The following is a 24,043-nucleotide window of genomic DNA, read 5'->3' on the forward strand; positions in this document are numbered from 1 at the left end:
GAGGTTGCCTCAAACTACTTTTGAGACAACCTCTTTTCTACATAAATATATACACAAAGAGCGGACATAAAAACGCTCCAATAATAGCTGTTAAGCCCATCGACAATGAACCTACCGATAACTCCTGTTCACCGTAATCTTTCAGTTTTACAAGTCCTACACCGTGCGAGGCACTACCAACCGACACACCTCTACTTACAGCAGATTCGATCTTTCCATATTTTATAACAAGAGGGCCTATAATGGCACCGACAAAACCTGCCAGCATTACTAACACAGCAGTTAATGGCGGAATACCTCCAATCGTTTCACTTACTTGCATAGCAACAGGCGTCGTTAATGATTTAGGTACCGCCGTAAGCAACCAACTTTCATTAACACCAATCCATTTCAGCATCACAAAGACCGTGATTAAGCCCGTCACCATCGCAAAGACAATCCCTGAAAGAATGGAATACTTATACTTCATAACGATTGTTCGTTGATTGTACAGAGGATAGGCAAGTGCCACCACCGCGGGTCCAAGCATTTTTTGTAGCCATTCTCCCCCTTCCATATACGTTGCATACGGAATTTTTAAAATGACTAACGTTAATGCACTTACTAAAGTAGTTGTTACTAGCGGAATCGTTAGCGGATGCGGGAATCGTTGATAAAATTTTGTAAAAAGCATAAATAAGCCAATCGTGCCGAGGACAACAATCACTTCATTCAACGGTTACGCCCCCCTTCGTTTTATCCAACGCTGTTTCTTTTTTAGCAACTTCCTTCCTCTCAATCACTTGGCTAATAGAACCCGTGACATAAATCACAATTAACGTGCTCACCGCTACTGCTAACATGACGAGTAAACCAGTTGACGTCCAGAGTTGTGGATAATCGATTACACCAACCGTTGCCGGTATGAAAAACAATGTTAATACACCAATTAAAAATCCAGCACCATCTTGAATGTACTCCACTTTAATAATTTTAAATTGTAGAGAGAGCGCAAGCAGTAATAGTCCAACTATACTTGCAGGAAAAGGTAAATGTAATAATGAGACAATCCCAACACCTATGTAATAAAAAATATTTAAAATACCTATCTGGACAATTATTCGAATTACTTTCATTGACGACGCAGCAAAATTCCGTTCATAATTTTGCCACTTTTCACCCCCTCACATCCATTCTACATCTGTTGAAATTTTCTGTCTATTACAATATTGGAAAAATAATAGTGAAAATAACTACATAAAGGACAATTTATCACCAACTATTCATATACTGAGAGAATATTGGAGCGTTATTTTTTAGATTTTTTTAAACAACCATAGATAATTTATATTAATAACTGTTACTATAAAAATACTATTTATAATTTTCCCAATATTTATAGAGTGGAATGATTGATTATTATTAAACCATTAAAATTACAAACACGATTCGCCTACTATTTTAGCTTTTTTATTCTAATTATTGTTACTTTCGCAGGCTTACTATTTTACTTAACCATTTCGGATGCTTTGCAAACACAACTTGGAAAACGTGCTCTCTATTTAGCGGAAACAACTGCCGATCGTGGTGATGTTTTAGCTGCCTTTAAAACAGACAATCCATCTGTAGCACTTCAAAAAATCAGCCTAAATATTATGAACACAACAGAAGCTGCGTATGTAGTAATCGGCAACAAAGATGGGATTCGTTACTCCCACCCACTTACTGACCGAATCGGAAAACCAATGGTCGGAGACGACAACGACCAAGCATTAATAGATGGTGAATCCTATATTTCAATAGCTGAAGGCTCTATGGGGGAGTCAATTCGGGGAAAATCACCAGTCTTTGACACTGACGGCACGATTCTTGGTGTCGTTTCGATTGGCTACTTAACAAGTGAAATGGATACTTTATATTCGCAATATCTCGACAATATTTTTTATATTGTAATGGTTGCATTAATCATCGGAATTTTTGGTTCCATTTTTTTATCTCGCAGCATCAAAAAACAAATTTTCAATCTCGAACCAAATGAAATCGCTAATCTTTTCACGGAAAAAAATGCGTTGATCGAATCAGTGCGAGAAGCGATTATTACGGTCAATCATAAAGGCGAAATTACAACACTTAACAATGCCGCCGCAAAGGTCTTACATTTATCCGACAAAGATTCTGTCATCGGCGACAGTATTGAGCAGCATGTTCCAAATACTCACCTACTTGAAGTGCTCACTGACGGAAAAAAACAACTTGATAAACCTATGATCATCAATGGGAATGAAGTTATCGTCAATCGTGTACCTATGAAGGTAAAAGGCAATATTGTTGGTGCTGTTGCTAGTTTTCGATTACAGTCAGAAATTGACCATCTTGCGATCGAATTATCACAAGTAAAGCAATATACCGAGGCATTACGTGCCCAAACACATGAATTTAACAATATTCTTTATACAATTTCAGGGCTGATTCAATTGAACGCATCAGATGAAGCACTGTCTATAATTCATAAAGAGGTACAAGGTCAATCGTCTTTAACGCAGTTCATCAGAAATCATGTGAAAGACCCATTTTTAAATGGACTCATTATCGGTTTTTTCAATCGCGCGCGTGAATTAAAAGTCAAACTAATTTTCGATGAAGACAGTTATTTAGAAACTTTGCCTGAAAACATCGAAAAAAGTCTCATTATCTCCATCATGGGTAATTTGTTGACGAATGCTTTTGAAGAAGTTGAAAAAAACAAAGACCGCCCGCCAATTGTACGACTTTTTATTTATGATAATGGTGAAGAGATATTAATTGAGGTTGAAGATTCAGGCAACGGTTTGGCACAAGAAAAGTTAGAAGTACTCTTTTCAGAAAATATTTCAACAAAAGATACAAAGTTTAGAGGATACGGTTTACGTAAAGTTATTTCTAGTACTCACGATTTAAATGGCACACTTGCTCTTGGAGAAGGAGATTTAGGTGGCGCATTATTCATTGTATCTATTAGCAGAGGGGGCTATGCAGAAGATGCAAAACATTGAAGTATTAATTATTGAGGATGATGTGCGTGTTGCTGACGTACATCGTCGTTTTCTAGAAAAAATTGAGGGATTTCATGTCATTGCCTGTGCACATACCGGTGAGGAGGCACTTGACTGGCTTATGTCTTTTTCACCACAATTAATTTTATTAGATGTATTTTTGCCTGATATACTCGGCATAGATTTAATTGATAAAATCCAAGAAATTCGACCTACTAGTAACATTATTTTGATTACAGCTGCAACAGAAGCACATATTGTACAAGTCGCATATCGAAAAAATGTAACGGATTATATTTTAAAACCTTTTACTTTTGAGCAATTAAAAGAAAGCATAGAGAAATTTCGTATTAAACACTCTATTCTACAAAATAATGAAAAATTCACACAAGAAAAAATTCAACAGTTGTGGCCTAAAGTACCATCCAATGACAAAATAGATTTGTCACCCTTGTTACCAAAAGGCATTGATCCAACAACAATGAATCATGTGGTGGGTTATTTAAATATCGTCGAAAATGGCACTACTGCAGAGGTATTAGGAAAGAGCATTGGGGTCAGCCGCTCTACAGCTCGGCGATATTTGGAATTTCTGGTTACACAAAAACAAGCTTACACTGAACTCACATACGGTACAGTCGGTCGTCCTGAACGGCGATACTTCATCATCCAATAAACTTTATGAACAAAATGAAACAAATTAACATTATTCTCATAATATTGTTAATTTCTAAATATACGATAAATTTATGGTAGCGCTTGCAATTGCAGCGCTACCATTTTACTTTACAAGGGGGATTTCTTATGTGGAAAACATTGACGAAATTTGCGGCAGCTGGTCTTTTATTAGCTGGCTTAGCAGGCTGTTCATCAACAGATTCATCTGACGCTGGGGACAAGGAAGCAGAGAAAGTAAGTGACTATCCGAAAAACAATATCACAATTGTTGCTCCTTCAGGTGCTGGCGGTGGCTGGGATTTAACAGCTCGTGCCATTGCTAAAACAATGAATGATACAAGTCTTATCGAAAAGTCAATCCAAGTTGAAAATAAGCCGGGTGGCGGTGGCGCAGTATTCATGGCAACTTTTGCAACTAAAGAAGCTGAAAATGATCACATGCTAATGGTAAAATCACCACCTATTTTAATCAATAATGAAAAAGCTGAAGGAAACAGTAAATTTGGTTATAAAGATACTACGCCTTTAGCACAATTAACACGTGACTATGGTGCAATCGTTGTAAAAAATGATTCTCCTTACAAGACACTAGATGACGTGTTAAATGCATTAAAAACAACACCAGAAAATGTAACATTAGCTGGTGGTTCTGCGCCAGGTTCTATGGACCATTTAGTAGGAATTATTCCAGCATTTAAATCAGGTATTGATTTAAAAACGATTAAATATGTTTCTTATGATGGTGGCGGTGAAGCTGTTGCTGCGCTTCTAGGTGGAAATGCTGATGTAATCGCAACAGATGCTTCGACAATCGCAACTTATGTAAAATCGGGCGATGTGCGCGTATTAGCTGTAAGTTCTCCTGAACGTTTAGAAGGTGAACTAGCTGATGTGCCAACATTTAAAGAGGCAGGCATTGACGAAGAATTTACAATTTGGCGCGGTATTTTCGGACCGAAAAATATGTCTGAGGATGCTGTAGCATATTGGTCTGAAAAATTACAAGCAATGGTAGAAACTGATGAATGGAAAGCTGAAGTAGAGCGTAATGGTTGGCAAAGTGAATACCGTAACGCAGAGGAATTCACAAAATATTTAGATGCACAAAATGAAACAATCGTTGAGCTATTAACAGCTTTAGGTATGCAGAAATAAGAAAAGTGCATTCGTTCCCGTCCGCACACGACAGCTGATTAATAGCCTAAAGCGAAAGTAAATGCTCCACCACTTTCGTCAAAGGAGCAAATCGCAATTTCGAGCGTGTGGCGCGAAAGTCTAGACACTATAAGAAAATTTATACTTTCTTTTTCTTTTAAATAATGAAAAGCGACTGCAATAGTCGCTTTTCCCCATTAGGAGGTGGCAAAACATTTGAGCCAAACTTTCGATAAAGTTATGAGTATTGTATTATTCATCGTTGGTATTTTGTTTATCGTTCAAGCAACACAAATTTCTGATAGTGCCTATGGGTCTGCAGTTGGGCCTAAAACCTTTCCTTTGGGTTTGGGAATAGTTTTAGTTTTACTTAGCTTACGACTCTTTTACGAGACATGGAGACAGGCTGTAAAAGCAAGATTAGCAAAAGGACCTGAAGATCCTTCAAAAACTTCTTCCATTGAAGCGAAAAAGTTTTTAATAATATTTGCTAGTGCTATTGCCTATGTATTCTTCCTTGAAATAGTAGGTTACGTGATTACGACATTTATCTTTTTATTAATCGGCTTCCAAACGATGGAACGAGGAAAATTATTATTTTCTGTCATTATTTCAGCCGCTTTCTCAATCGGCATTTATTATTTATTTTCAGTTGTTCTAGGAGGTTCTTTACCTAGTTTCCCAACTTTTTAATGTAAAGGAGTGAAAACATGTCCACATTGCAATTTTTAGCTGACGGCTTTGCAATTGCCTTTCAATGGCAAAATTTATTATTCGCTTTCGTCGGCGTTATTATCGGAACTGCAGTTGGGGTACTTCCCGGAATAGGTCCAATGAGTGGGGTTGCCTTACTCATCCCTGTTACTGCGACACTAACGTCTGGACTACCAACTGAAGCTGCAGCTGCAAGTTCCATCATTTTACTTGCAGGGGTATATTATGGAGCGATGTACGGTGGTTCTACAACTTCTATTCTATTAAATACACCAGGTGAATCTTCTTCTGTTGTTACAACATTAGATGGCTATCAAATGGCTAAACAAGGTCGTGCTGGCAGTGCTCTTTCAATTGCGGCAATTGGTTCTTTTTGCGCTGGTATCGTTTCATTGGTTGGACTAGTACTATTAGCAAAACCATTATCAAGTATCGCATTAAAATTTGGACCTGCCGAATACTTTTCTTTAATGTTATTAGGTCTTGCAGCTGTTAGTGGACTTGCTGGACGCTCAATTACAAAAGCGTTAATCATGACAGTGCTTGGTTTAATGCTTGGTACAATTGGAATTGATGCTGTATCCGGGATCGAACGATTTACATTTGGTCAACCTATGCTATTCTCTGGGATTGAATTTTTGACAATCGCAGTCGGTTTATTTGCCCTAGGTGAAGTATTCAAAACAATACTTGAAAAAGATGGTGATGACGGTCAAATCGCAAAGATTAATCGCATATTACCTACAAAACAAGATTTAAAAGATAGTGCGGTGCCAATTGCCCGTGGCTCGTTTTTAGGATTTTTTATCGGTGTCTTGCCTGGTGCAGGAGCAACGCTTGCTTCTTTCTTCTCTTATATTACCGAGAAAAAATTCAGTAAAACGCCCGAGAAATTCGGTCAAGGCCATATTGCTGGTGTAGCTGGGCCTGAATCAGCTAACAACGCAGCATCAGGTGGTGCAATGATTCCCCTATTAACATTAGGTATCCCGGGTTCTGGGACTACAGCGATTTTAATGGGCGCGCTTATTATGTACAATATTCAGCCAGGTCCGTTATTATTTGACGAGCATCCTGAGGTTGCTTGGGGTTTAATCGCGAGTATGTTTATCGGTAACTTAATGCTATTAGTATTAAATATGCCTCTAGTTCGTATTTTTGCAAAAGTAATTGAAACACCTAAAAAATACTTATTGCCTATTATTATTGCTATTTCATTCTTCGGTGTTTATGCAGTGCAATATACAACATTCGATTTGTATTTACTACTTGCTTGTGGTGTTCTTGGTTACCTTTTCGCCAAAAATGACTATCCAGTAGCTCCTTTAGTACTAGCACTTGTTTTAGGCCCGATGATTGAAAATAATATGCGTCGTGCTTTAACAATCTCTAATGGTGATTTTTCAATTTTTGTGACTAAGCCATTATCATTAGTATTTCTAATCGTGGCAGTGTCATGGTTACTCGTGCCGATCTTCATGAAGATGCGCGGTAAAAATGTCATTATCAACGAAGAAGAATAAAAAAGAGTGGAGAGAACCAATTTCTCTTCACTCTTTTATGTAGTTATAATGCGTGACCTGAACCACCATCAATATTAACAGCTGTTCCTGTAACATAGCTTGCGGCATCTGACACTAAAAACGTAATGACATTCGCCGCTTCCTCTGTATCTCCTACTCGCCCCAAAGGAATACTTTGTCCTACTTTTTGGGAGTACTCTTCCCAAGTTACATCCGGTGCTTCTGATTTCCACTTTTTCTCGATTTGATCACTTCGAATAAGTCCGATGCACACTGAATTCACACGGATATTGTCTTTCCCCAAATCTTTGCTCATTGCCTTTGTTAAGGCAAGTCCGGCAGCCCGACTCACTGTTGTAGGCAATGAGCTTGCTGGTGGTGTTTTAGCCATTACAGCCGTCACATTGACAATCGCACCTCCACCAACTTTTCGCATATGTGGAGCGGCATATTTCGAACAATGAATAGCACCAAATACTTTTAAATCTAAATCTGCTTGCCATAACGCACTGCTCACTGATTCAAAAGGATTGGCTGATGCCGTACCAGCATTATTCACTAAAATATCAAGACGTCCAAAATGTGATACCGTACGTTCAATCAATTCTTGGCAATCTTTTTCTTTCATAATATCCGTTGGTACTACCAATACATCTTCACCAGTTTCATTTTTAATGCAGGCAGCCGCCACTTGTAGCTGCTTCTCACCACGTGCACAAAGAACAACTTTCGCCCCTTCTTTTACAAGTTGCATTGCCGTATAATAACCTATTCCTTTACTTGAACCTGTAATGATCGCTACTTTCCCTTGTAATCCCAATTCCATCCTCTTCACCCCTGCGTAATTATTAGAATATTCCTAATTATATCTTATATGTTATCTAGTTTTTTTACTAATAGATTACACAATAAATTAGGTATTAATCGTAGAAAAATTAAAATACCCGGTTGTTATTTACTAATAAATAGATTATTTCCCGATTAAACGGTTTATCAACCTAACATCGGGTTGATTTCCGTTACGGCTGGACGCTTCTCGCCCCTGGAACGGAAATCAATCTACTACTTTAATAACAATGATTGTTATTGGTGAATCAACATACCTGTAAAAATATTTCCAACCTCTATTAGATGAAATTTCCGCTAAAAATCGTATTTTATTCACTACTATAACGTACATAGATTCTGAAATTACAAAAAAAGGCTACAAAGCACGTTCGCTTTGTAGCCATATAAGTATTATTATATTATTTTTTCGTTACGATATGGATTGGGTTGCCAAGTAACACTTCAGCAGCCTCCATTGTAATTTCACCTAAAGTTGGGTGTGCATGAATTGTTAATGCGATATCTTCTGCAGTCATGCCAGCTTCAATAGCTAAGCCCATTTCTGAGATCATATCTGATGCACCAGCACCAACGATTTGAGCACCGATTAATAAACCATCTTCTTTACGAGCAACAAGCTTCACAAAGCCTTCTGGTTGGTTAAGCGCAAGTGCACGACCATTTGCCGCAAATGGGAATTTTGCTGCAGTATATTCAATACCTTCAGCTTTAGCTTGTTCTTCGTTGTAACCTACAGTTGCCATTTCTGGATCTGTGAAGCATACAGCAGGAATAGCTAAGTAATCCACGATTGATTTTTCGCCTGCGATCGCTTCGGCAGCAACTTTACCTTCGTAAGAAGCTTTGTGTGCAAGTTGAGGACCAGCAACGATATCACCGATTGCATAAACGTTTGGAATATTTGTACGGCATTGTTTGTCGACGTTAATTAGACCACGATCACCGAATTCGATACCGATTTCAGCAAGACCCATTTCGTCTGTATTAGGACGACGACCAACAGTTACTAATACGTAGTCAGCTTCAACTTTTTTCTCTTCTCCGCCAACTTCATAAGTTACTACTACACCATTTTCCGTTTCTTCAACACCTTTAGCAGATGCGTTTACTTCGATTTCAACGCCTTTCTTTTTAAGGCCTTTTTTCACAATTTGAGTCATTTGTTTTTCAAAGCCAGCTAAAATGTCTTTTCCGCCTTCGATAATTGTTACTTCAGCACCTAGGTTTGCATAAGCTGAACCTAATTCAGTACCTATGTAACCGCCACCAATTACAACTAATTTACCAGGCATTTCTTTTAAAGCAAGTGCACCAGTAGAGCTTAGTACGCGATCAGTGAATTTGAATGTTGGAATTTCAACAGGGCGAGAACCAGTTGCTATAATTACATTGTTGAATGTGTAAGTTTGAGCAGATTCACCATTGATGATACGTACTGAATGAGCATCAACAAAGTAAGCTTCACCTTGTACGATTTCAACCTTATTGCCTTTAAGTAAGCCTTCAACACCGCCAGTTAATTTCTTAACAACGCTGTCTTTAAATGCTTGTACTTTTGAAAAGTCTAATTTTACATCAGAAGCGATAATACCCATGTCATCTGAATGTTTAGCATGTTCAAAACGGTGACCAACTGAAATTAATGCTTTTGATGGAATACAACCTACGTTTAAGCACACGCCACCAAGTACATTTTTTTCAACGATTGTTACTTTTTGGCCAGTTTGAGCTGCACGAATTGCAGCTACATATCCTCCAGGACCTGAACCAATGACAAGAGTATCTGTTTCGATTGGGAAATCTCCTACTACCATTATTGTTACGCCTCCATTAATAATAATTCTGGCTCACTTAACAAACGCTTCAAGTGATTTAAAGCATTTTGTGCAGTGGCTCCATCGATCATACGATGGTCAAAGCTCAATGATAATGCTAACACAGGTGCAGCTACAATTTCACCATTTTTTATTACAGGTTTTTCAGAAATTCTTCCAATACCTAAAATCGCTACTTCAGGATGATTAATTACTGGCGTAAACCATTGTCCTCCTGCTGAACCAATATTCGTAATAGACATAGATGCGCCCTTCATTTCATGTGGTGCAAGTTTGCCATCACGTGCTTTTGTCGCTAGTTCATTAATTTCATTTGATACTGCAAATACGGATTTGCGATCAGCATGTTTAATAACTGGGACAAGTAAGCCTTTTTCTGTATCTGCTGCAATCCCAATATTGTAGTAATGCTTTTGAATAATTTCTTGTGTTGAGTCATCTAATGAACGATTAAATTCTGGGAATTCGCGTAAAGTCGAAACAAGCGCTTTTACAACGTATGGTAAGTACGTTAATTTCACACCTTTTTCGGCAGCGATATCTTTGAATTTTTTGCGATGTGCAACAAGTTCTGTTACATCCACATCATCCATTAGCGTAACATGCGGAGCTGTTTGTTTCGAATGTACCATTGCTTTGGCAATTGCTTTTCGAATACCAGACATTTTCTCGCGCGTTTCAGGGAAATCACCCTCAAGTACAACAGGTGTTGCTACAGTCGATGCTTCTTGTTGTACTGGTGCTTCCTCAGTTACAGTTGGTGCTTCAACCGCTTGCGCTACTCCGCCACTATTTAGGAAATTCTCGATATCTTCTTTTACTATACGACCATTTTTTCCAGTGCCCGCTACCATATGAATATCGACATCATGCTCACGTGCAAATTTACGAACTGAAGGCATTGCAATGACACGTTTAGTTGTATCAGTAACTTCTTCCTTCACTGGTGCAACTTCAGCTACTGGCGCTTTTTCTACTTCAGCTGCTGGTTGTACTTGTGCTTCCGCTTTCTCAGCCGCATGATCGTCACCTTTTAGTTTTAAATCCTCGTATCCTGGTGCATCAAGACGGATTAAAACATCTCCTACAACCGCAACTGTACCTTCGCCTACTAATACTTCTTCAACTTTTCCATCTACTGGAGACGGAATTTCTACAACTGCTTTATCGTTTTGAACTTCACAAAGAATGTCGTCTTCTTTAACTGTATCGCCAGCTTTGACGAACCATTTTACGATTTCTCCTTCGTGAATACCTTCCCCAATATCTGGTAATCGAAATTCAAATGCCATTTATACCATCCTTCCTAATCGTCCTTAGAATGTTAAAACTTTTTTTGCTGTTTCCATTACGTCTTTAAAGTTTGGTAACCATACACCTTCAGCTTGAGGGAATGGATACACTGTATCAGGTGCTGCAACGCGAAGTACTGGTGCTTCTAAGCTTAAAATTGCACGCTCTGTAATTTCAGCGACAACATTTGCTGCAATACCCGCTTGTTTTTGTGCTTCTTGTACAACGATTGCACGACCTGTTTTTTCAACAGATGCGATAATAGTTTCAATATCAAGCGGTTGAATTGTACGTAAGTCAATTACTTCTATAGAATGACCTTCTTTTTCTAATTCTTCCGCTGCTTTTAAACTTTCATGAACCATTAAGCCGTAAGCAATAATCGTTAAGTCTTTACCTTCACGCTTCACATCAGCTTTACCAAGTGGAATTGTGTAAGCTTCCTCCGGTACTTCTTCTCGGAATGAACGGTAAAGTTTTAAGTGCTCTAAGAAAATAACTGGATTATCATTACGAATAGATGAAATTAATAAACCTTTTGCATCGTATGGTGTTGATGGTACAACCACTGTTAAACCAGGTTGAGCAGTCATTAAGCTTTCTAAACTATCTGAGTGCATTTCTGGTGTGTGTACCCCACCACCGAATGGCGAACGGATTGTTACTGGTGCATTATACACGCCACCGCTACGATAGCTCATACGTGCTAATTGACCACTAATAGAGTCCATCACTTCATAAACGAAGCCAAAGAATTGAATTTCAGGTACTGGACGATAACCTTGTAGAGAAAGACCGATTGCTAAGCCACCGATACCCGATTCAGCTAACGGCGTATCGAATACACGATCCACACCGAATTCTTTTTGTAGGCCTTCAGTTGCTCGGAATACCCCGCCATTAACACCTATATCTTCCCCGAATACAAGAACGTTTTCATCGTTCTTTAATTCCACGCGAAGTGCATCTGTAATTGCTTGAATCATTGTCATTTGTGCCATAGCTTATTTCGACTCCTTCTCTTTGTAGATTTCATACTGTTCTTTTAAGTTCGAAGGCATTTCGCCTTTATACATGTTATCCATTAATTGCGTTACTGTTTGTTTTGGCGTTGCATCTGCTTTTTTGATGGCTTCTTTAATTTCTTCTTTAGCTCGCTCAATCACAGATTCTTCTTTCGCCTCATCCCATAAACCTTTTGCTTCTAAATATTTACGGAAGCGTACTAACGGGTCTTTTAATGCCCATTCACTATCTTTATCTGAAGTACGGTAGCGTGTTGGGTCATCCCCAGCCATCGTATGAGGACCATAACGGTAACACATTGTTTCTATTAATGTTGGACCTTCACCATTTACTGCTCGCTCACGTGCATCACGTGTTGCTACATAAACTGCAAGCGCATCCATTCCGTCTACTAAAATACTCGGTATACCCGCTGCTACACCTTTTTGTGCAATTGTTTTTGCTGCTGTTTGTAATTCGCGTGGTGTTGAAATCGCAAATTGGTTATTTTGTACGATGAAGATTGCTGGTGATTTGAACGAACCTGCAAAGTTAATACCTTCGTAGAAATCACCTTGTGATGAACCACCATCACCTGTGTACGTAACAGCTACTGCTTTTTTACCGCGTTTTTGAAGTCCAAGCGCCACCCCAGCTGCTTGAATGTATTGTGCACCGATAATAATTTGTGGTGCTAAAACGTTTACACCTTCAGGAACTTGGTTACCAACGAAGTGACCTCGAGAGAATAAAAACGCTTTCTCAAGCGGCAGTCCATGCCACACAATTTGTGGTACATCACGGTAACCTGGTAAAATCCAATCTTCTTTTTCTAAAGCATATTGAGATGCTAATTGTGAAGCTTCTTGACCTGCTGTCGGTGCATAGAAACCTAAACGCCCTTGTCGATTCAAAGAAATCGAACGTTGGTCTAAAATACGTGTATAGACCATACGCGTCATTAATTCTACTAACTCCTCATCCGATAATTTCGGATCAGCTTCTTCATTTACAATTTCGCCATTTTCGTTTAGAATTCGAAACATTTCAAATTTTTCTTCAATTTCAACTAGCGTTTGTTTCGGATCAAAAATATTATTGTTTTTCTTGCTCATAATTCACATCTCCCTTTCAACTGTATTAAAATAAATCATTTTTTTACTAGTACAACTTCTTCTTAGGACTCAGTATACTGAATAAAATTACGTCGGTCAATCAAATAATATAGCTAATTACAAACATTTTTCTTCAAAAATCACAATTTTCAAACTGTCTTATACTGTACCACACACATAAACAATCTGTATTACAACAACTCACTTTTACTATAACAACAATGCGTTTCTGGTCAGAAAATACAATAGTAGAATACCCTTATTCCTCCAAAACAATCACGATTAATAATAATTAAACGAAGGCATTTTTCATTGAATGCAATTAAAAGTGAGGTATACTAGTAAAAAAACGTACAAAGTGATCGAAAGGACGATTTACATATGATTTTAATGGATGATATTATTCGTGAAGGCCATCCGACTTTACGCACAAAGGCTGTAGAAGTAAAATTCCCTTTATCTGAAGAAACGAAACAATTAGCTGAGGATATACTTCAATATGTAAAAAATAGCCAAGACCCTGAAATGATTGAAAAATATAACTTACGCGGAAGCATTGGCTTAGCTGCTAACCAAGTAAATAGTTTACATCGTATGTTTGCGTTGCATTTAAAAGATGATAATGGCGAACAAGTAAGCTTCACGGCCATCAATCCAAAAATTGTGAGCCATTCAGTTGAAAGCACATATATTACAGCAGGTGAAGGTTGCCTGTCAGTTGACCGTAATGTTCCCGGATATGTACCGAGACATGCGCGTATTACAGTGAAATTCAAGACAATTGACGGCGAAGAACAAAAAATGCGACTAAAAGGACTAGCTGCTATAGCCTTCCAACACGAATTAGACCATTTAAACGGTGTTATGTTCTATGACCGCATCAATGAGAAAAATCCATTTGCGGATATTCCAAATTCTATCCCATACGATCGCGACTAAAAGAAGGCATCATGTTATAGGCGACTATACATGATGCCTTCTTTTTCTTCATAGAATTAAAACCCTTAATATACTTCAATTTTTATACTAAGTAAATTTCCACCTTAGAAATTATGATTGTACTAATTCATCCCCTAAGTGCTCGTTGATTACTTCAAGTAACGCAGGTAGCTCTGCCATTGTTTGAATTGTATATTGTGCACCTATTTCTTCGAAGACACATCTTGTTTTTTCAATAGCAAGCTGTTGTTGTTCTTCAGATAACGCATTAAATTCATCTTCAGTTAAGCCCATTTCTGAACTCCCAATAATGACACCTACAGCCCAAACACCGGCATTAAGTGCCTCTTGAATATCAGAAGTTGTATCGCCGACCTTAACAACTTGCTTTGTAGATTTCACACCAAGCTTCTCCATATTTTTAAAGATCATATATGGATAAGGACGACCTACATTCCCTACTTGATCGGGTGTTACTAAAAAGTCCGGTTTATATCCTTTTACCTCTGCGTTCTTTGTTACTACAGCCATCATTGAATCCGTATAGCCCGTTGTAGAACCAATACGGATACCCACTGATTTTAATGTAGATACTGTATCGATCACATGCTGAATCGGATCTGTATAAGTTGAAAGAGATTCCATTAGCTGTGTTTCGAATTCTGCATACAGCACTTGAACATCTTCTTCCTTGTATGCTTGACCATGCACTTGTTTCCATTCATCACTAATTCTTGGCATCTCAAGCATCGTACGGATATGATCAATTTTCAACATTCCCATTGGCTTACGTGCTTCTTCCAACGTCACAGGAACCCCTGCTTTTTCAAAAATACTTAGAAAAACATTCACTGGTGCAAAACATCCGAAATCAACTGCTGTTCCCGCCCAATCTAATACAATCGCTTCTACTCTCATTTTGTATTCACCGCCATATAGTTTTCGATAATTTCACATAATGAATTCATATCTTCCTCATAAACATCCCCAATATTCCCAATACGGAATGTATCAAAATCAGTTAGTTTCCCCGGATAGATGACGAATCCTCCATTTTTCATCTCATTATAAAAATGCTCAAATGAGAAGCCATCATGAGGGAATAAAAACGTTGTGATAATTGGTGATTGCTGAGCTTCCGAAATATACGCATCAAAACCTACTGCTGCTAATCGGGAGCGAACGATTGCATTGTTTTTAGCATAACGACTGTAACGCGTTCGAATTCCACCTTCTTCGATCAGCCCTTCTAACGCCTTAGCAAACGCCGCTACAACATGCGTAGGTGATGTAAAACGCCATTTACCATCCACTTTCATGACTTCCCATTGGCTATGTAAATCAAGTGCCACACTTTTAGCTTGCCCTTTACATTTTTCTAAAGCACCAATCTTAGCAATGACAAAGCCAAACCCTGGAACACCTTGAATACATTTGTTGGCACTACTAATTAAATAGTCAATTTGTAGATTTGGAACGTCCATCGGCACACCACCAAAGCTACTCATCGCATCTACGATATACGTTTTATCGAACTCCTTAACAACTTTAGCAATTTCAGCAATTGGGTTCAGCATGCCAGTCGTCGTCTCACAATGCACAATGGCTACATGAGTAATTGCCGAATCATTTTGTAAAAGCGCTCGAACTTCTACGTGTGATGGTTGCTCGTTATACGGCACACTATAGACAACATGTTGAAGTTGCAATGTTTGCGCCATTTCTGCAATACGTTCACCGTACGCACCATTTGTAAGTATCAGCACTTTGTCATTTTCAGCGATAGCTGTCGTTAAGACAGCTTCTACAACGAAACTACCACTACCTTGCATAAGAACCGCAGTATAATCAGATTCATCGGCTTGAGCTAAATAAACCAACTGTTTACGAATTGTTTGTGTAACATTCTTGTAGTCGTCATCCCAAGTACAACGATCTTCTAGCATTTCTTTTTTTACTGCTGCTGTTGTTGTTAATGGGCCTGGTGTAAGTAATTTGTATGTGTTCATGTGAATCCTCCTATTTTGCTTCCTTGAAGAATGCTTGATGTTTCTCTAGTAAATCTACAGTTAGTGTTGTTTCCCATTTTTTTAGGTGTGCTGGAATGTGCTCTGCATTTACTTGCTCATCTTCATAAAGAGCTACTGGATATTGTTCTAGCAAATCCGTCCGTGCCTCTGTAGCAATAACCTTGGCTACTTCAAGTGCTAACGCATCATCACCTTCTTTATCTACAACAGCAACCGATTCAGTTAACGTAAAGTTACCTTCTGTCGGGTCAATATAGTCAATAGGAAACCCCTCACTCTTGGCTTCAATCGCCTGATTACGTAAACCGAATCCAGCGGCCACTTCACCTGTTTTCACTTTTTTGATAGGACCCGAGCCTGAACTTTCAATATGAGGACCTGCATTCTGTATTAAATCAGCTAAAACTTGTTGCCCCTCTTTTTCTCCATACTCGCTAACGATTGCCTGCACTAATAACCAGCCCGTTGAGGAATCTATAATATTTGGGAATGACACTAAATCTTTATAGATCGGATTCGTCAAATCTTTGATTGTTTTTGGAACTGGTAGCCCCTTTTGCTCTAACAAATCTGTATTAATAAAAATCGATCCTGTATTCCCCAAAATCGGCAATGCATATGGAGTGCTTCCATCTAACGGCTTTAAATCCGAGGATTGCTCCACAAACATCGACTTTGAACTTTGCGCACTTTCAATAAAGTACGAAGCCATCGTAATGACATCCGCTTCAATCTTCGTGCCTTCCGCCATCATTTTGCCTCCTAATTCAGATGTGCCAAATGACTGGATTAAATACTGCCCTTCGTATCCTTTTTCATCTAACGTAGCCTCCATTACTTCAACTGCTTCATCATCCGCATTGGAGTAAATAATGACTTGGTCTTTTGTCTCTGCAGCTGTTCCACCACATGCGGCTAATACAATCGCTGAACTTACTGTACCTAACATCATTGCCGTTGATTTTTTCATATATTACAGCTCCTTCGTCTTTTCTTTATTTGTAGTTATATAATCACAACCTAATTTCACAATGAGGTTCGTGCACAAAATGAATATTGATAACACAAAAATATCTGTATATTTCGCAAAGTGCTGAAGTTCTTTAATACGTGTCGATACAAGCATGGTGCTAGTACTCACAAGGAAAATAACACCACTTACTGTCACCATTGCATTTAAAAAGTAGTAGCTAAACATTTGAATAATCGTCGGACGGACATTCGGCAAAATGATGCGAATGACAGTTTTTATCCACGAATCCTTTAGCAATTCCCCTGTCACTTCCCAGGTTGGATCCATTTTTTGTAGCGAGTTTTTTGCCATTAAATACGGTGTGGTAAAAAAGTGAACGATATTGCATGCAATAATAATGAGAAAAGTTCCTTTTAATGAACTATTATTAAAGAGAAATAAGTAAGAAAGACCAAGGACCATTCCAGGTACGGTATTCGTGACCATCGATACAAAGTCCAAACTTTTTCGCCCTTTAAGTGGTGTTCGCACATTTAATAAGGCAGAAATAAACGTTACACATACTCCGAAAGCTGCTGTTAAAAATGCGACGATCAGTGAATTGACATATACTTTCGTCAATTCTTTTTCTGCAAGTACGTTTTGTACATGCTCCAAGGTGAAACTTAAATCGTATGGATAGCCCTTTGTAAAAGGCACAATAATCATTGTAGAAAAAATTACGAAAATGACACCGACACATAAAATCGAAACAAGTCCAAACGTTACATCACGTAAACGGCGAGCGATGAGTTCACTTTGACTCACTTGCTTGTATTGAAAGTTAAAGCGATCGAGTATACTTAACATCACGATCCCTAGAACAGCAGGGACCAGCATTAATACAGAAATCACAGCACCTTGCTCAAACCTGACAATAGAACCAAGCATTGATTGATAAAGCGTTGTAGCAATGACATCGAAATTACCACCAACGGATGCAGGTATCCCGAAATCTGTAAAACTTAAAATGAATGTTAAAATAAACGCACCACCAATCGTACCGATCATTGGGCGAAAAACTGTATGATAAAATCGTCGTGACGGTTTATCATGCATAAGCATCGATACGAGTAAAAAACGCTTGTCAATATACTGCATTGAGTTTTGCATTAAGATAAAAGCAACTGGCAGCGTGTATAGTACATAACCAATTAACAGACCATTAAATCCATATATCAAAAATAATGGTTCGCCGAATAATTTCGTCACAATGCCTTGATTACCAAAGGTGTAAATTAGCACAAAACCGTATGTAATTGTCGGCAATAACATTGGCAATGTAATACCAATTTGTAAGAGCTTTTTAACAGATCGGTTCATAACGGTAAAATGCACCGCATATGCCAAAAGAAAAGCCAAACAGGTCGTGATAATGGCAGCTACAAAAGATACTTGAAAGCTATTTATAAACGCTTCTCGAATCTCAGTACTCCCTAATGCTTCCACATAGTTTTGAAGCGTAAAGGTTTTCCCCATTCTGATAGACTGCCAGAACATACATAGTAATGGCACAAATAAAAAACAGATGAAAAAGAATATAATCGGAACAAATAATAATTTCACCATTTTGTTAGTTTTAAGCATATGATTCTCCAAATAACTGATAGATGTTATGACGCTTAATATCTAGTTGTCTTAAAATAAAGTCTTCTATAAATTGATTTTTAGGTGATTTTAATATTTCATGAGGTGTTCCATATTGCGATATCGTACCCTCGTTGATGATTAGTACTTTATCCGATAAAGTTAACGCCTCTTCGGGATCATGCGTCACAATAATGGTCGTTAAATTGAATTGACGTGCTATGGATTTAATACGCTCCTTAATAGACTCCTTGATGACGCCATCAAGTGCACTTAAAGGTTCATCTAGTAATAAGATTTTAGGTTGCATCATAAGTGTTCGAGCAATCGAAACGCGTTGTTTTTGACCACCTGATAGCTCGTGGATTTTTTTATGTAAATGCGGTGTGAGTTCTAAAAACTCGATGTACTCCTGCACCTCAGCTTTTGACATTTGTTCTTTTTTATTGCGTAGACCATACACGATATTGTCATAAGCATTTAAATGTGGAAATAAGGCAAAGTCTTGAAAAACAATATTAAACCCACGCTCTTGCATCAGCTGTTGTGAAATGTCTTGCCCGTTATAAAGAAGTTGTCCAGCTGTTTGATCTGTTAGCCCTAAAATAATGTTAAGCAAAGTTGTTTTGCCACACCCGCTAGGTCCAAGTAAAGATACAATCTCGCCAGGTGCAATGCTTAAATTTATATCATGTAAGACATTTTTATCTTTGTAGCTTTTTGAAATATCTTTTAGCTCCAACAAGTTGTTCACCTCTTTTCAATTCTTAACCAAAGTATAGAACTCCAATGTAAAGTTGATATCGGATTCTTGTAAATGTTGAGTAAATTCTGACCACTTGTTGACAAACTCATGAATAATTTGAGTAAATAACAAGAGAGGTGATTCGATGTATACAATAGAAAGACAACAAAAAATTTTGCAGTTAGTCAGGCAGCATAAAGTCATAAAATTAGTGACCTTGACAAAAGAGTTTAATGTATCGATGGAAACGATTCGTCGAGATATTCATCAACTCGCACAAGAGAAAAAAATAGAGAAGTTTTATGGTGGGGTTAAATATATTGAGCCAGTAGAAGGTTTAATAGATAGTCGATTCGATCAACAAATAAATGAAAAAATCGCCATTGCGAAGACTTGCGCAGAATTAGTAGAGAATGGGGAATGTATATTTTTAGATAGCGGGACAACAACTTATCAAATTGCACAATTCTTACTAGAGAAAAAGAATGTTACAGTTATCACTAACTCACTTCCAATTGCATTTGACCTGATTGGCTCTAATTTGGATGTGATGATTATCGGTGGAAAAATCCGCCATTCAGAGAAATCCGTAACTTCAAATGATTTTCTCTTTCATTTTAAGCATCTCAACATTAACAAGGCCTTTATTTGCACAAGTGGTATCACACTCCAAAAAGGAATTTCAGATTTCAATATGGACGAGGCGATTACCAGAAAAGAAATCATCAATATTTCTCAAACTGTCTATGTAGCTACAGATGCTTCAAAATTCAATAAAAATGTAGCCATTCAAGTCTGTCCAATCGATATGGTAGATATGATTATCACAGATGACACTCTCGACCCCGATACAATAAAACGTTTTTACGAAGCTGGGGTCCAGTTAAAAATCGTTAATACAACTACTTCATGAAGTTATATCTAAAAAAGCAACTAGTTCAGAGAGTAATCCCTAAACTAGTTGCTTCGTTTCCCCTTAATTGGAAATGAGTTCTTTTTTCATCCGAATTAAATCAGTTCTTTTGAAAATTAAGCCACTTTTTCAAAACATATACTCGATGAGCGTGGCTGAGCACCCAATCTCTTGCACCTCGATTTTGCTTGGTCTGGAGCCACCGCGACTCCCGTTCCACATGTTTTACATCAATATATAATGATTCAAGAACATATTTCGGTGTTGAGCAAAATTATTTTAAATAATTTTTAACTCTCTCATTATTTTGGCTAGACCATCTGCATCTACATGATCTGCAATATGCGTAGCGACCGCTTTCGCTTTGTCGTGCCCATTCCCCATCGCGACACCGACACCAACAGCCTCCAGCATTTCCACATCATTTAAGCCATCACCAAAGGCAATTGCATCCTCCATCGTCAAGTTCATTCTAGTTAGCACCTTCTCGATACCCGCCGCCTTCGAACCTCCTTTCGGCAAAATATCACAGCAATACTTATGCCAACGTACAAATTGCACTTCTGGAAACGTTTGACTATACAACTCTTCGTCTTTCTCTTCCATAAATATAAGTGTTTGATAGACATCGTTCTGCATATAATAAGATGAGTCTAGTTTAGGATACGGACATTCTAACGTGGTTAAACTTTCAGCAACCCTATCATTGTCATCAACAGATGCAACCATCTGCTTGTCGTCAATAAATACGACTGGTTCATTACGCGCCTCTCCAAAAGCTACAATCTGACGCAAAGTTTCATTTTCTACGCCATTCGCATAGACAACCTCACCTTGGTAGACAACATACTGCCCGTTGAACGTCACATACGTATTTATGTCAAGCTCTTCTAGTAATGACTCAATCATAAACGGTGCACGGCCAGTCGCTATCGCTAGCTCATATCCATTGTTACGCGCTTCTAATAATGCTGCTTTCGCTGAAGCTGGTAATTGTTTTGTACTATCATAAAGTGTGCCATCTACATCAAAAAATAATATTTTTTTCATCGTTGAATTCCTTTCTTTACTTATACTTTATCTGCAAAGCTTTATCACTTTACAAATACAAATTTATCCACTATAATGATCCTAAGGAGTGATGTGCCATGATGAAGAGACTTAAACAAAAATTGTTAAAGCAACTTCGCGGCCTGCTCGGTAAAAAATCAATTGCCTAACATTTGCCCTTCATTATTTGGAGGGCTTTTCTTTATTTTAGAGTAGCTGCGTGATAATATAAAGGAAATGCATTTATTTGGCTATGCGCAACCACTGTCTCGTTTTTTTAAAATTGTTGTTAATTGAACAATTAAAATAACGAGGTACAAGAAAGTCAAACGCTCATTTCTATTACAGTATACTAGAAATTCGCGATTTTTTCTTGTAGTACGTGTGTGGTAATAGGCAAATATGCAATAATAATGTACGCAAATAAAGGAGAGTAAACCATGATTTACAAAGTTTATTATCAAGAAAAAGCAAATGACATTCCAGTTCGCGAAAACACTAAAAGTCTATACCTTGAAGCTGCTTCAGAGCGCGAAGTACGTCAAAAGTTACAAGACCGTGATTACAACATCGAGTTCATCCAACTGCTTGAAGGTAACTACCTTGATTACGAACAAGCTAGTCCGAACTTCATCTTGGAGGAAATTTGACAAACATGAAGTTTGTTAAGAATGACCAAGCAGCTGTTTTCGCACTCGGCGGACTGGGCGAAATCGGCAAAAATACTTATGGCGTTCAATTTCAAGACGAAATTATTTTAATTGATGCCGGCATTAAATTCCCAGAAGATGATTTATTAGGAATTGACTATGTCATTCCAGATTATACGTATTTAGTACGTAATGTCGATAAAATCAAAGGGCTATTTATTACGCACGGACACGAAGATCACATCGGTGGTATCCCGTACCTACTGCGTCAAATAAATGTTCCAGTATATGGCGGTAAGCTAGCGCTTGGTTTACTACGTAACAAACTAGAAGAACACGGCTTATTACGTACAACAAAACTAATTGAAATTAAAGAAGAAGATATTATTAAATTCCGAAAAACATCTGTCAGCTTCTTTAGAACTACACACAGTATCCCTGATGCTTACGGCATTGTGGTAAAAACACCACCTGGTAACATCGTGCATACCGGTGACTTTAAATTCGACTTTACGCCTGTTGGTGAACCAGCTAACTTAACAAAAATGGCTGAAATCGGGCGTGATGGCGTACTATGTTTACTATCTGATAGTACAAACGCAGAAAAACCTAACTTTACAATGTCTGAACGAACAGTTGGCAAAAGCATTGATGAGATTTTCCGCAAAGTGGATAGCCGTATTATCTTTGCTACCTTTGCATCAAACATCCATCGCTTGCAACAAGCTACAGATGCAGCCATAAAATATGGTCGTAAAATTGCTGTATTTGGTCGTTCAATGGACAATGCGATCACAATTGGTCGTGAACTCGGTTATATTAACGCACCTAAAGATACATTCATCGACGCACAAAGCATTAATCGCTTACCTGCTAACGAAGTAATGATTTTATGTACAGGCTCTCAAGGTGAACCAATGGCAGCACTTTCTCGTATTGCCAACGGTACACATCGTCAAATTCAAATCCAGCCTGGTGATACTGTAATCTTCTCTTCTTCACCAGTACCAGGTAACACAGTGAGCGTTAATAAAATTATTAACTTACTGTTCCGTGCAGGTGCTGAAGTTATTCACGGTGCACTTAATAATATCCATACATCAGGTCACGGTTCACAAGAAGAACAAAAACTGATGCTACGCCTAATGAAACCTAAATTCTTTATGCCTATTCACGGTGAGTACCGCATGTTAAAAATGCATACGCATTTAGCGGAAAATTGTGATGTGCCAATTGAAAATACGTTCATTATGGAAAATGGCGACGTTCTTGCATTAAGCACGAACGAAGCAAACGTTACTGGTCGCATCCCTTCAGGTGATGTGTATATAGACGGTAATGGCATCGGAGATATCGGCAATATCGTTTTACGCGATCGCCGTATACTTTCTGAAGAAGGTTTAGTGATCGTTGTCGTTAGCGTGGATATGCAGCAACAGAAAATGGTTTCTGGACCTGACATTATTTCACGTGGATTCGTCTACATGCGTGAATCAGGTACAATGATTAACGAAGCGCAAAAAATGTTGAATCGTCATTTAAACGGGGCAATCCAAGGCAAAACGCCTCAATGGACTGAACTTAAAAATGAAATTACTGACGTTTTAGGACCTTACCTATTCGAGAAAACAAAACGTCGCCCAATGATCTTACCAATTATTATGGAAGTATAGTCTTCTATAAATAGAGAAGTTACGCAAATTTTGCGTAGCTTCTTTTTTATTTTCAAAATAGTGAAACCTCTTTTTTGTTTTTTCGTATATAGTAATACAAACACCATAAAGGAGCGTTACCATGTTCGATAAAATCATTAAGTCCTTATTAAAAGGCACATCATCAAGTCATCGCCGTCATTCGTCAAGCAGTCGCCGTAAATATTCAAAGCGTCATAATCACTATGGTCACAAGCATTATAAAGGGAGTCATCGCAAAAGTTCAC

22 protein-coding genes are annotated in these 24,043 nt (G+C 38.1%); 9 read left to right on the top strand and 13 right to left on the bottom strand.

All coding sequences use genetic code 11. The annotated features are described in order from the left end of the window. Positions 1-37: 37 nt before the first annotated feature. Positions 38-706, bottom strand: coding sequence for an LrgB family protein (locus ACIQ2D_RS05595; RefSeq protein ID WP_402861664.1), 669 nt, complete (start codon positions 704-706; stop codon positions 38-40). A 1-nt stretch (position 707) separates the two neighbouring features. Continuing rightward, positions 708-1,115, bottom strand: a complete 408-nt coding sequence (locus ACIQ2D_RS05600; RefSeq protein WP_402860689.1) for a CidA/LrgA family protein — start codon at positions 1,113-1,115, stop codon at positions 708-710. 276 nt (positions 1,116-1,391) lie between these two features. Here ACIQ2D_RS05600 and ACIQ2D_RS05605 point away from each other — a divergent pair, with 276 nt between their 5' ends. The 5 genes from ACIQ2D_RS05605 to ACIQ2D_RS05625 all read left to right on the top strand — a co-directional run bounded on the left by ACIQ2D_RS05605 (position 1,392) and on the right by ACIQ2D_RS05625 (position 7,081). Next, on the top strand, positions 1,392-3,011 hold the full coding sequence (locus tag ACIQ2D_RS05605; protein ID WP_402860692.1) for an ATP-binding protein: 1,620 nt from the start codon (positions 1,392-1,394) through the stop codon (positions 3,009-3,011). Continuing rightward, on the top strand, positions 2,998-3,687 hold the full coding sequence (locus ACIQ2D_RS05610; protein ID WP_402860695.1) for a response regulator: 690 nt from the start codon (positions 2,998-3,000) through the stop codon (positions 3,685-3,687). The genes ACIQ2D_RS05605 and ACIQ2D_RS05610 overlap by 14 nt, the downstream gene beginning before the upstream one ends. A 128-nt stretch (positions 3,688-3,815) precedes the next feature. Continuing rightward, positions 3,816-4,844, top strand: a complete 1,029-nt coding sequence (locus ACIQ2D_RS05615; protein WP_402860698.1) for a tripartite tricarboxylate transporter substrate binding protein — start codon at positions 3,816-3,818, stop codon at positions 4,842-4,844. 216 nt (positions 4,845-5,060) lie between these two features. After that, on the top strand, positions 5,061-5,537 hold the full coding sequence (locus tag ACIQ2D_RS05620; protein ID WP_402860701.1) for a tripartite tricarboxylate transporter TctB family protein: 477 nt from the start codon (positions 5,061-5,063) through the stop codon (positions 5,535-5,537). A 17-nt stretch (positions 5,538-5,554) separates the two neighbouring features. Further along, positions 5,555-7,081, top strand: a complete 1,527-nt coding sequence (locus ACIQ2D_RS05625; protein WP_402860704.1) for a tripartite tricarboxylate transporter permease — start codon at positions 5,555-5,557, stop codon at positions 7,079-7,081. A gap of 43 nt (positions 7,082-7,124) precedes the next feature. Here the strand turns inward: ACIQ2D_RS05625 and ACIQ2D_RS05630 are convergent, their stop codons facing one another. The 5 genes from ACIQ2D_RS05630 to pdhA form a co-directional block, all read right to left on the bottom strand. Then, on the bottom strand, positions 7,125-7,907 hold the full coding sequence (locus ACIQ2D_RS05630) for an SDR family NAD(P)-dependent oxidoreductase (protein ID WP_402860706.1): 783 nt from the start codon (positions 7,905-7,907) through the stop codon (positions 7,125-7,127). Between the two features lie 421 nt (positions 7,908-8,328). Continuing rightward, positions 8,329-9,744, bottom strand: coding sequence for a dihydrolipoyl dehydrogenase (gene lpdA, locus ACIQ2D_RS05635; protein ID WP_402860709.1), 1,416 nt, complete (start codon positions 9,742-9,744; stop codon positions 8,329-8,331). A gap of 5 nt (positions 9,745-9,749) precedes the next feature. Next, positions 9,750-11,057, bottom strand: a complete 1,308-nt coding sequence (locus tag ACIQ2D_RS05640; protein WP_402860712.1) for a dihydrolipoamide acetyltransferase family protein — start codon at positions 11,055-11,057, stop codon at positions 9,750-9,752. A 24-nt stretch (positions 11,058-11,081) separates the two neighbouring features. Then, on the bottom strand, positions 11,082-12,059 hold the full coding sequence (locus tag ACIQ2D_RS05645; RefSeq protein WP_402860715.1) for an alpha-ketoacid dehydrogenase subunit beta: 978 nt from the start codon (positions 12,057-12,059) through the stop codon (positions 11,082-11,084). Between the two features lie 3 nt (positions 12,060-12,062). Beyond that, positions 12,063-13,178, bottom strand: coding sequence for a pyruvate dehydrogenase (acetyl-transferring) E1 component subunit alpha (gene pdhA / locus ACIQ2D_RS05650; protein ID WP_402860718.1), 1,116 nt, complete (start codon positions 13,176-13,178; stop codon positions 12,063-12,065). Positions 13,179-13,559: 381 nt separating this feature from the next. Between pdhA and def the strand changes: the two genes are divergently transcribed. Next, positions 13,560-14,117: a peptide deformylase gene (gene def / locus ACIQ2D_RS05655; protein WP_402860721.1), complete on the top strand. Its 558-nt coding sequence runs from the start codon at positions 13,560-13,562 to the stop codon at positions 14,115-14,117. A gap of 111 nt (positions 14,118-14,228) precedes the next feature. On the opposite strand, the gene phnX is transcribed toward def, so the two are convergent. The 5 genes from phnX to ACIQ2D_RS05680 are packed head-to-tail and all read right to left on the bottom strand — an operon-like array spanning position 14,229 to position 19,491. Continuing rightward, positions 14,229-15,035, bottom strand: a complete 807-nt coding sequence (gene phnX, locus ACIQ2D_RS05660) for a phosphonoacetaldehyde hydrolase (RefSeq protein WP_402860724.1) — start codon at positions 15,033-15,035, stop codon at positions 14,229-14,231. Beyond that, positions 15,032-16,126, bottom strand: coding sequence for a 2-aminoethylphosphonate--pyruvate transaminase (gene phnW / locus ACIQ2D_RS05665; RefSeq protein ID WP_402860727.1), 1,095 nt, complete (start codon positions 16,124-16,126; stop codon positions 15,032-15,034). Before phnW ends, phnX begins: the two co-directional genes overlap by 4 nt. 10 nt (positions 16,127-16,136) lie before the next feature. Then, the gene (locus ACIQ2D_RS05670; protein ID WP_402860730.1) at positions 16,137-17,117 is read right to left on the bottom strand and encodes an extracellular solute-binding protein; all 981 of its coding nucleotides are present in this window, start codon (positions 17,115-17,117) and stop codon (positions 16,137-16,139) included. Between the two features lie 3 nt (positions 17,118-17,120). Beyond that, complete coding sequence (locus ACIQ2D_RS05675) at positions 17,121-18,746, bottom strand: ABC transporter permease subunit (RefSeq protein WP_402860733.1); 1,626 nt, start codon at positions 18,744-18,746, stop codon at positions 17,121-17,123. Further along, positions 18,739-19,491 carry an ABC transporter ATP-binding protein gene (locus ACIQ2D_RS05680; protein ID WP_402860736.1) on the bottom strand — a complete coding sequence of 251 codons (753 nt, stop codon included), beginning with the start codon at positions 19,489-19,491 and terminating at the stop codon, positions 18,739-18,741. Before ACIQ2D_RS05680 ends, ACIQ2D_RS05675 begins: the two co-directional genes overlap by 8 nt. Positions 19,492-19,636: 145 nt before the next feature. On the opposite strand from ACIQ2D_RS05680, the gene ACIQ2D_RS05685 reads away from it, so the two are divergent. Continuing rightward, on the top strand, positions 19,637-20,404 hold the full coding sequence (locus ACIQ2D_RS05685) for a DeoR/GlpR family DNA-binding transcription regulator (protein ID WP_402860739.1): 768 nt from the start codon (positions 19,637-19,639) through the stop codon (positions 20,402-20,404). Positions 20,405-20,683: 279 nt separating this feature from the next. Here ACIQ2D_RS05685 and ACIQ2D_RS05690 read toward each other — a convergent pair whose 3' ends face one another. Further along, positions 20,684-21,454 (bottom strand): Cof-type HAD-IIB family hydrolase, encoded by a 771-nt coding sequence (locus ACIQ2D_RS05690; protein ID WP_402860742.1) that lies wholly within the window; start codon positions 21,452-21,454, stop codon positions 20,684-20,686. Positions 21,455-21,894: 440 nt separating this feature from the next. Between ACIQ2D_RS05690 and ACIQ2D_RS05695 the strand changes: the two genes are divergently transcribed. Next, positions 21,895-22,104: a DNA-dependent RNA polymerase subunit epsilon gene (locus tag ACIQ2D_RS05695; RefSeq protein WP_402860745.1), complete on the top strand. Its 210-nt coding sequence runs from the start codon at positions 21,895-21,897 to the stop codon at positions 22,102-22,104. A gap of 5 nt (positions 22,105-22,109) precedes the next feature. Continuing rightward, complete coding sequence (gene rnjA / locus ACIQ2D_RS05700; RefSeq protein ID WP_402860748.1) at positions 22,110-23,777, top strand: ribonuclease J1; 1,668 nt, start codon at positions 22,110-22,112, stop codon at positions 23,775-23,777. Positions 23,778-24,043: the final 266 nt, after the last annotated feature.

The organism is Lysinibacillus sp. NPDC097287, from assembly GCF_044761695.1.
GTDB lineage: Bacteria > Bacillota > Bacilli > Bacillales_A > Planococcaceae > Lysinibacillus.

What these genes read in the sequence shown, in the direction of transcription:
- ACIQ2D_RS05600 (WP_402860689.1), bottom strand. Translation starts at nt 1,115, where the DNA reads ATGAAAGTAATTCGAATAATTGTCCAGATAGGTATTTTAAATATTTTT.
- ACIQ2D_RS05610 (WP_402860695.1), top strand. Translation starts at nt 2,998, where the DNA reads ATGCAAAACATTGAAGTATTAATTATTGAGGATGATGTGCGTGTTGCT.
- ACIQ2D_RS05615 (WP_402860698.1), top strand. Translation starts at nt 3,816, where the DNA reads ATGTGGAAAACATTGACGAAATTTGCGGCAGCTGGTCTTTTATTAGCT.
- ACIQ2D_RS05625 (WP_402860704.1), top strand. Translation starts at nt 5,555, where the DNA reads ATGTCCACATTGCAATTTTTAGCTGACGGCTTTGCAATTGCCTTTCAA.
- ACIQ2D_RS05630 (WP_402860706.1), bottom strand. Translation starts at nt 7,907, where the DNA reads ATGGAATTGGGATTACAAGGGAAAGTAGCGATCATTACAGGTTCAAGT.
- lpdA (WP_402860709.1), bottom strand. Translation starts at nt 9,744, where the DNA reads ATGGTAGTAGGAGATTTCCCAATCGAAACAGATACTCTTGTCATTGGT.
- ACIQ2D_RS05640 (WP_402860712.1), bottom strand. Translation starts at nt 11,057, where the DNA reads ATGGCATTTGAATTTCGATTACCAGATATTGGGGAAGGTATTCACGAA.
- ACIQ2D_RS05645 (WP_402860715.1), bottom strand. Translation starts at nt 12,059, where the DNA reads ATGGCACAAATGACAATGATTCAAGCAATTACAGATGCACTTCGCGTG.
- pdhA (WP_402860718.1), bottom strand. Translation starts at nt 13,178, where the DNA reads ATGAGCAAGAAAAACAATAATATTTTTGATCCGAAACAAACGCTAGTT.
- def (WP_402860721.1), top strand. Translation starts at nt 13,560, where the DNA reads ATGATTTTAATGGATGATATTATTCGTGAAGGCCATCCGACTTTACGC.
- phnX (WP_402860724.1), bottom strand. Translation starts at nt 15,035, where the DNA reads ATGAGAGTAGAAGCGATTGTATTAGATTGGGCGGGAACAGCAGTTGAT.
- phnW (WP_402860727.1), bottom strand. Translation starts at nt 16,126, where the DNA reads ATGAACACATACAAATTACTTACACCAGGCCCATTAACAACAACAGCA.
- ACIQ2D_RS05670 (WP_402860730.1), bottom strand. Translation starts at nt 17,117, where the DNA reads ATGAAAAAATCAACGGCAATGATGTTAGGTACAGTAAGTTCAGCGATT.
- ACIQ2D_RS05675 (WP_402860733.1), bottom strand. Translation starts at nt 18,746, where the DNA reads ATGCTTAAAACTAACAAAATGGTGAAATTATTATTTGTTCCGATTATA.
- ACIQ2D_RS05685 (WP_402860739.1), top strand. Translation starts at nt 19,637, where the DNA reads ATGTATACAATAGAAAGACAACAAAAAATTTTGCAGTTAGTCAGGCAG.
- ACIQ2D_RS05690 (WP_402860742.1), bottom strand. Translation starts at nt 21,454, where the DNA reads ATGAAAAAAATATTATTTTTTGATGTAGATGGCACACTTTATGATAGT.
- ACIQ2D_RS05695 (WP_402860745.1), top strand. Translation starts at nt 21,895, where the DNA reads ATGATTTACAAAGTTTATTATCAAGAAAAAGCAAATGACATTCCAGTT.
- rnjA (WP_402860748.1), top strand. Translation starts at nt 22,110, where the DNA reads ATGAAGTTTGTTAAGAATGACCAAGCAGCTGTTTTCGCACTCGGCGGA.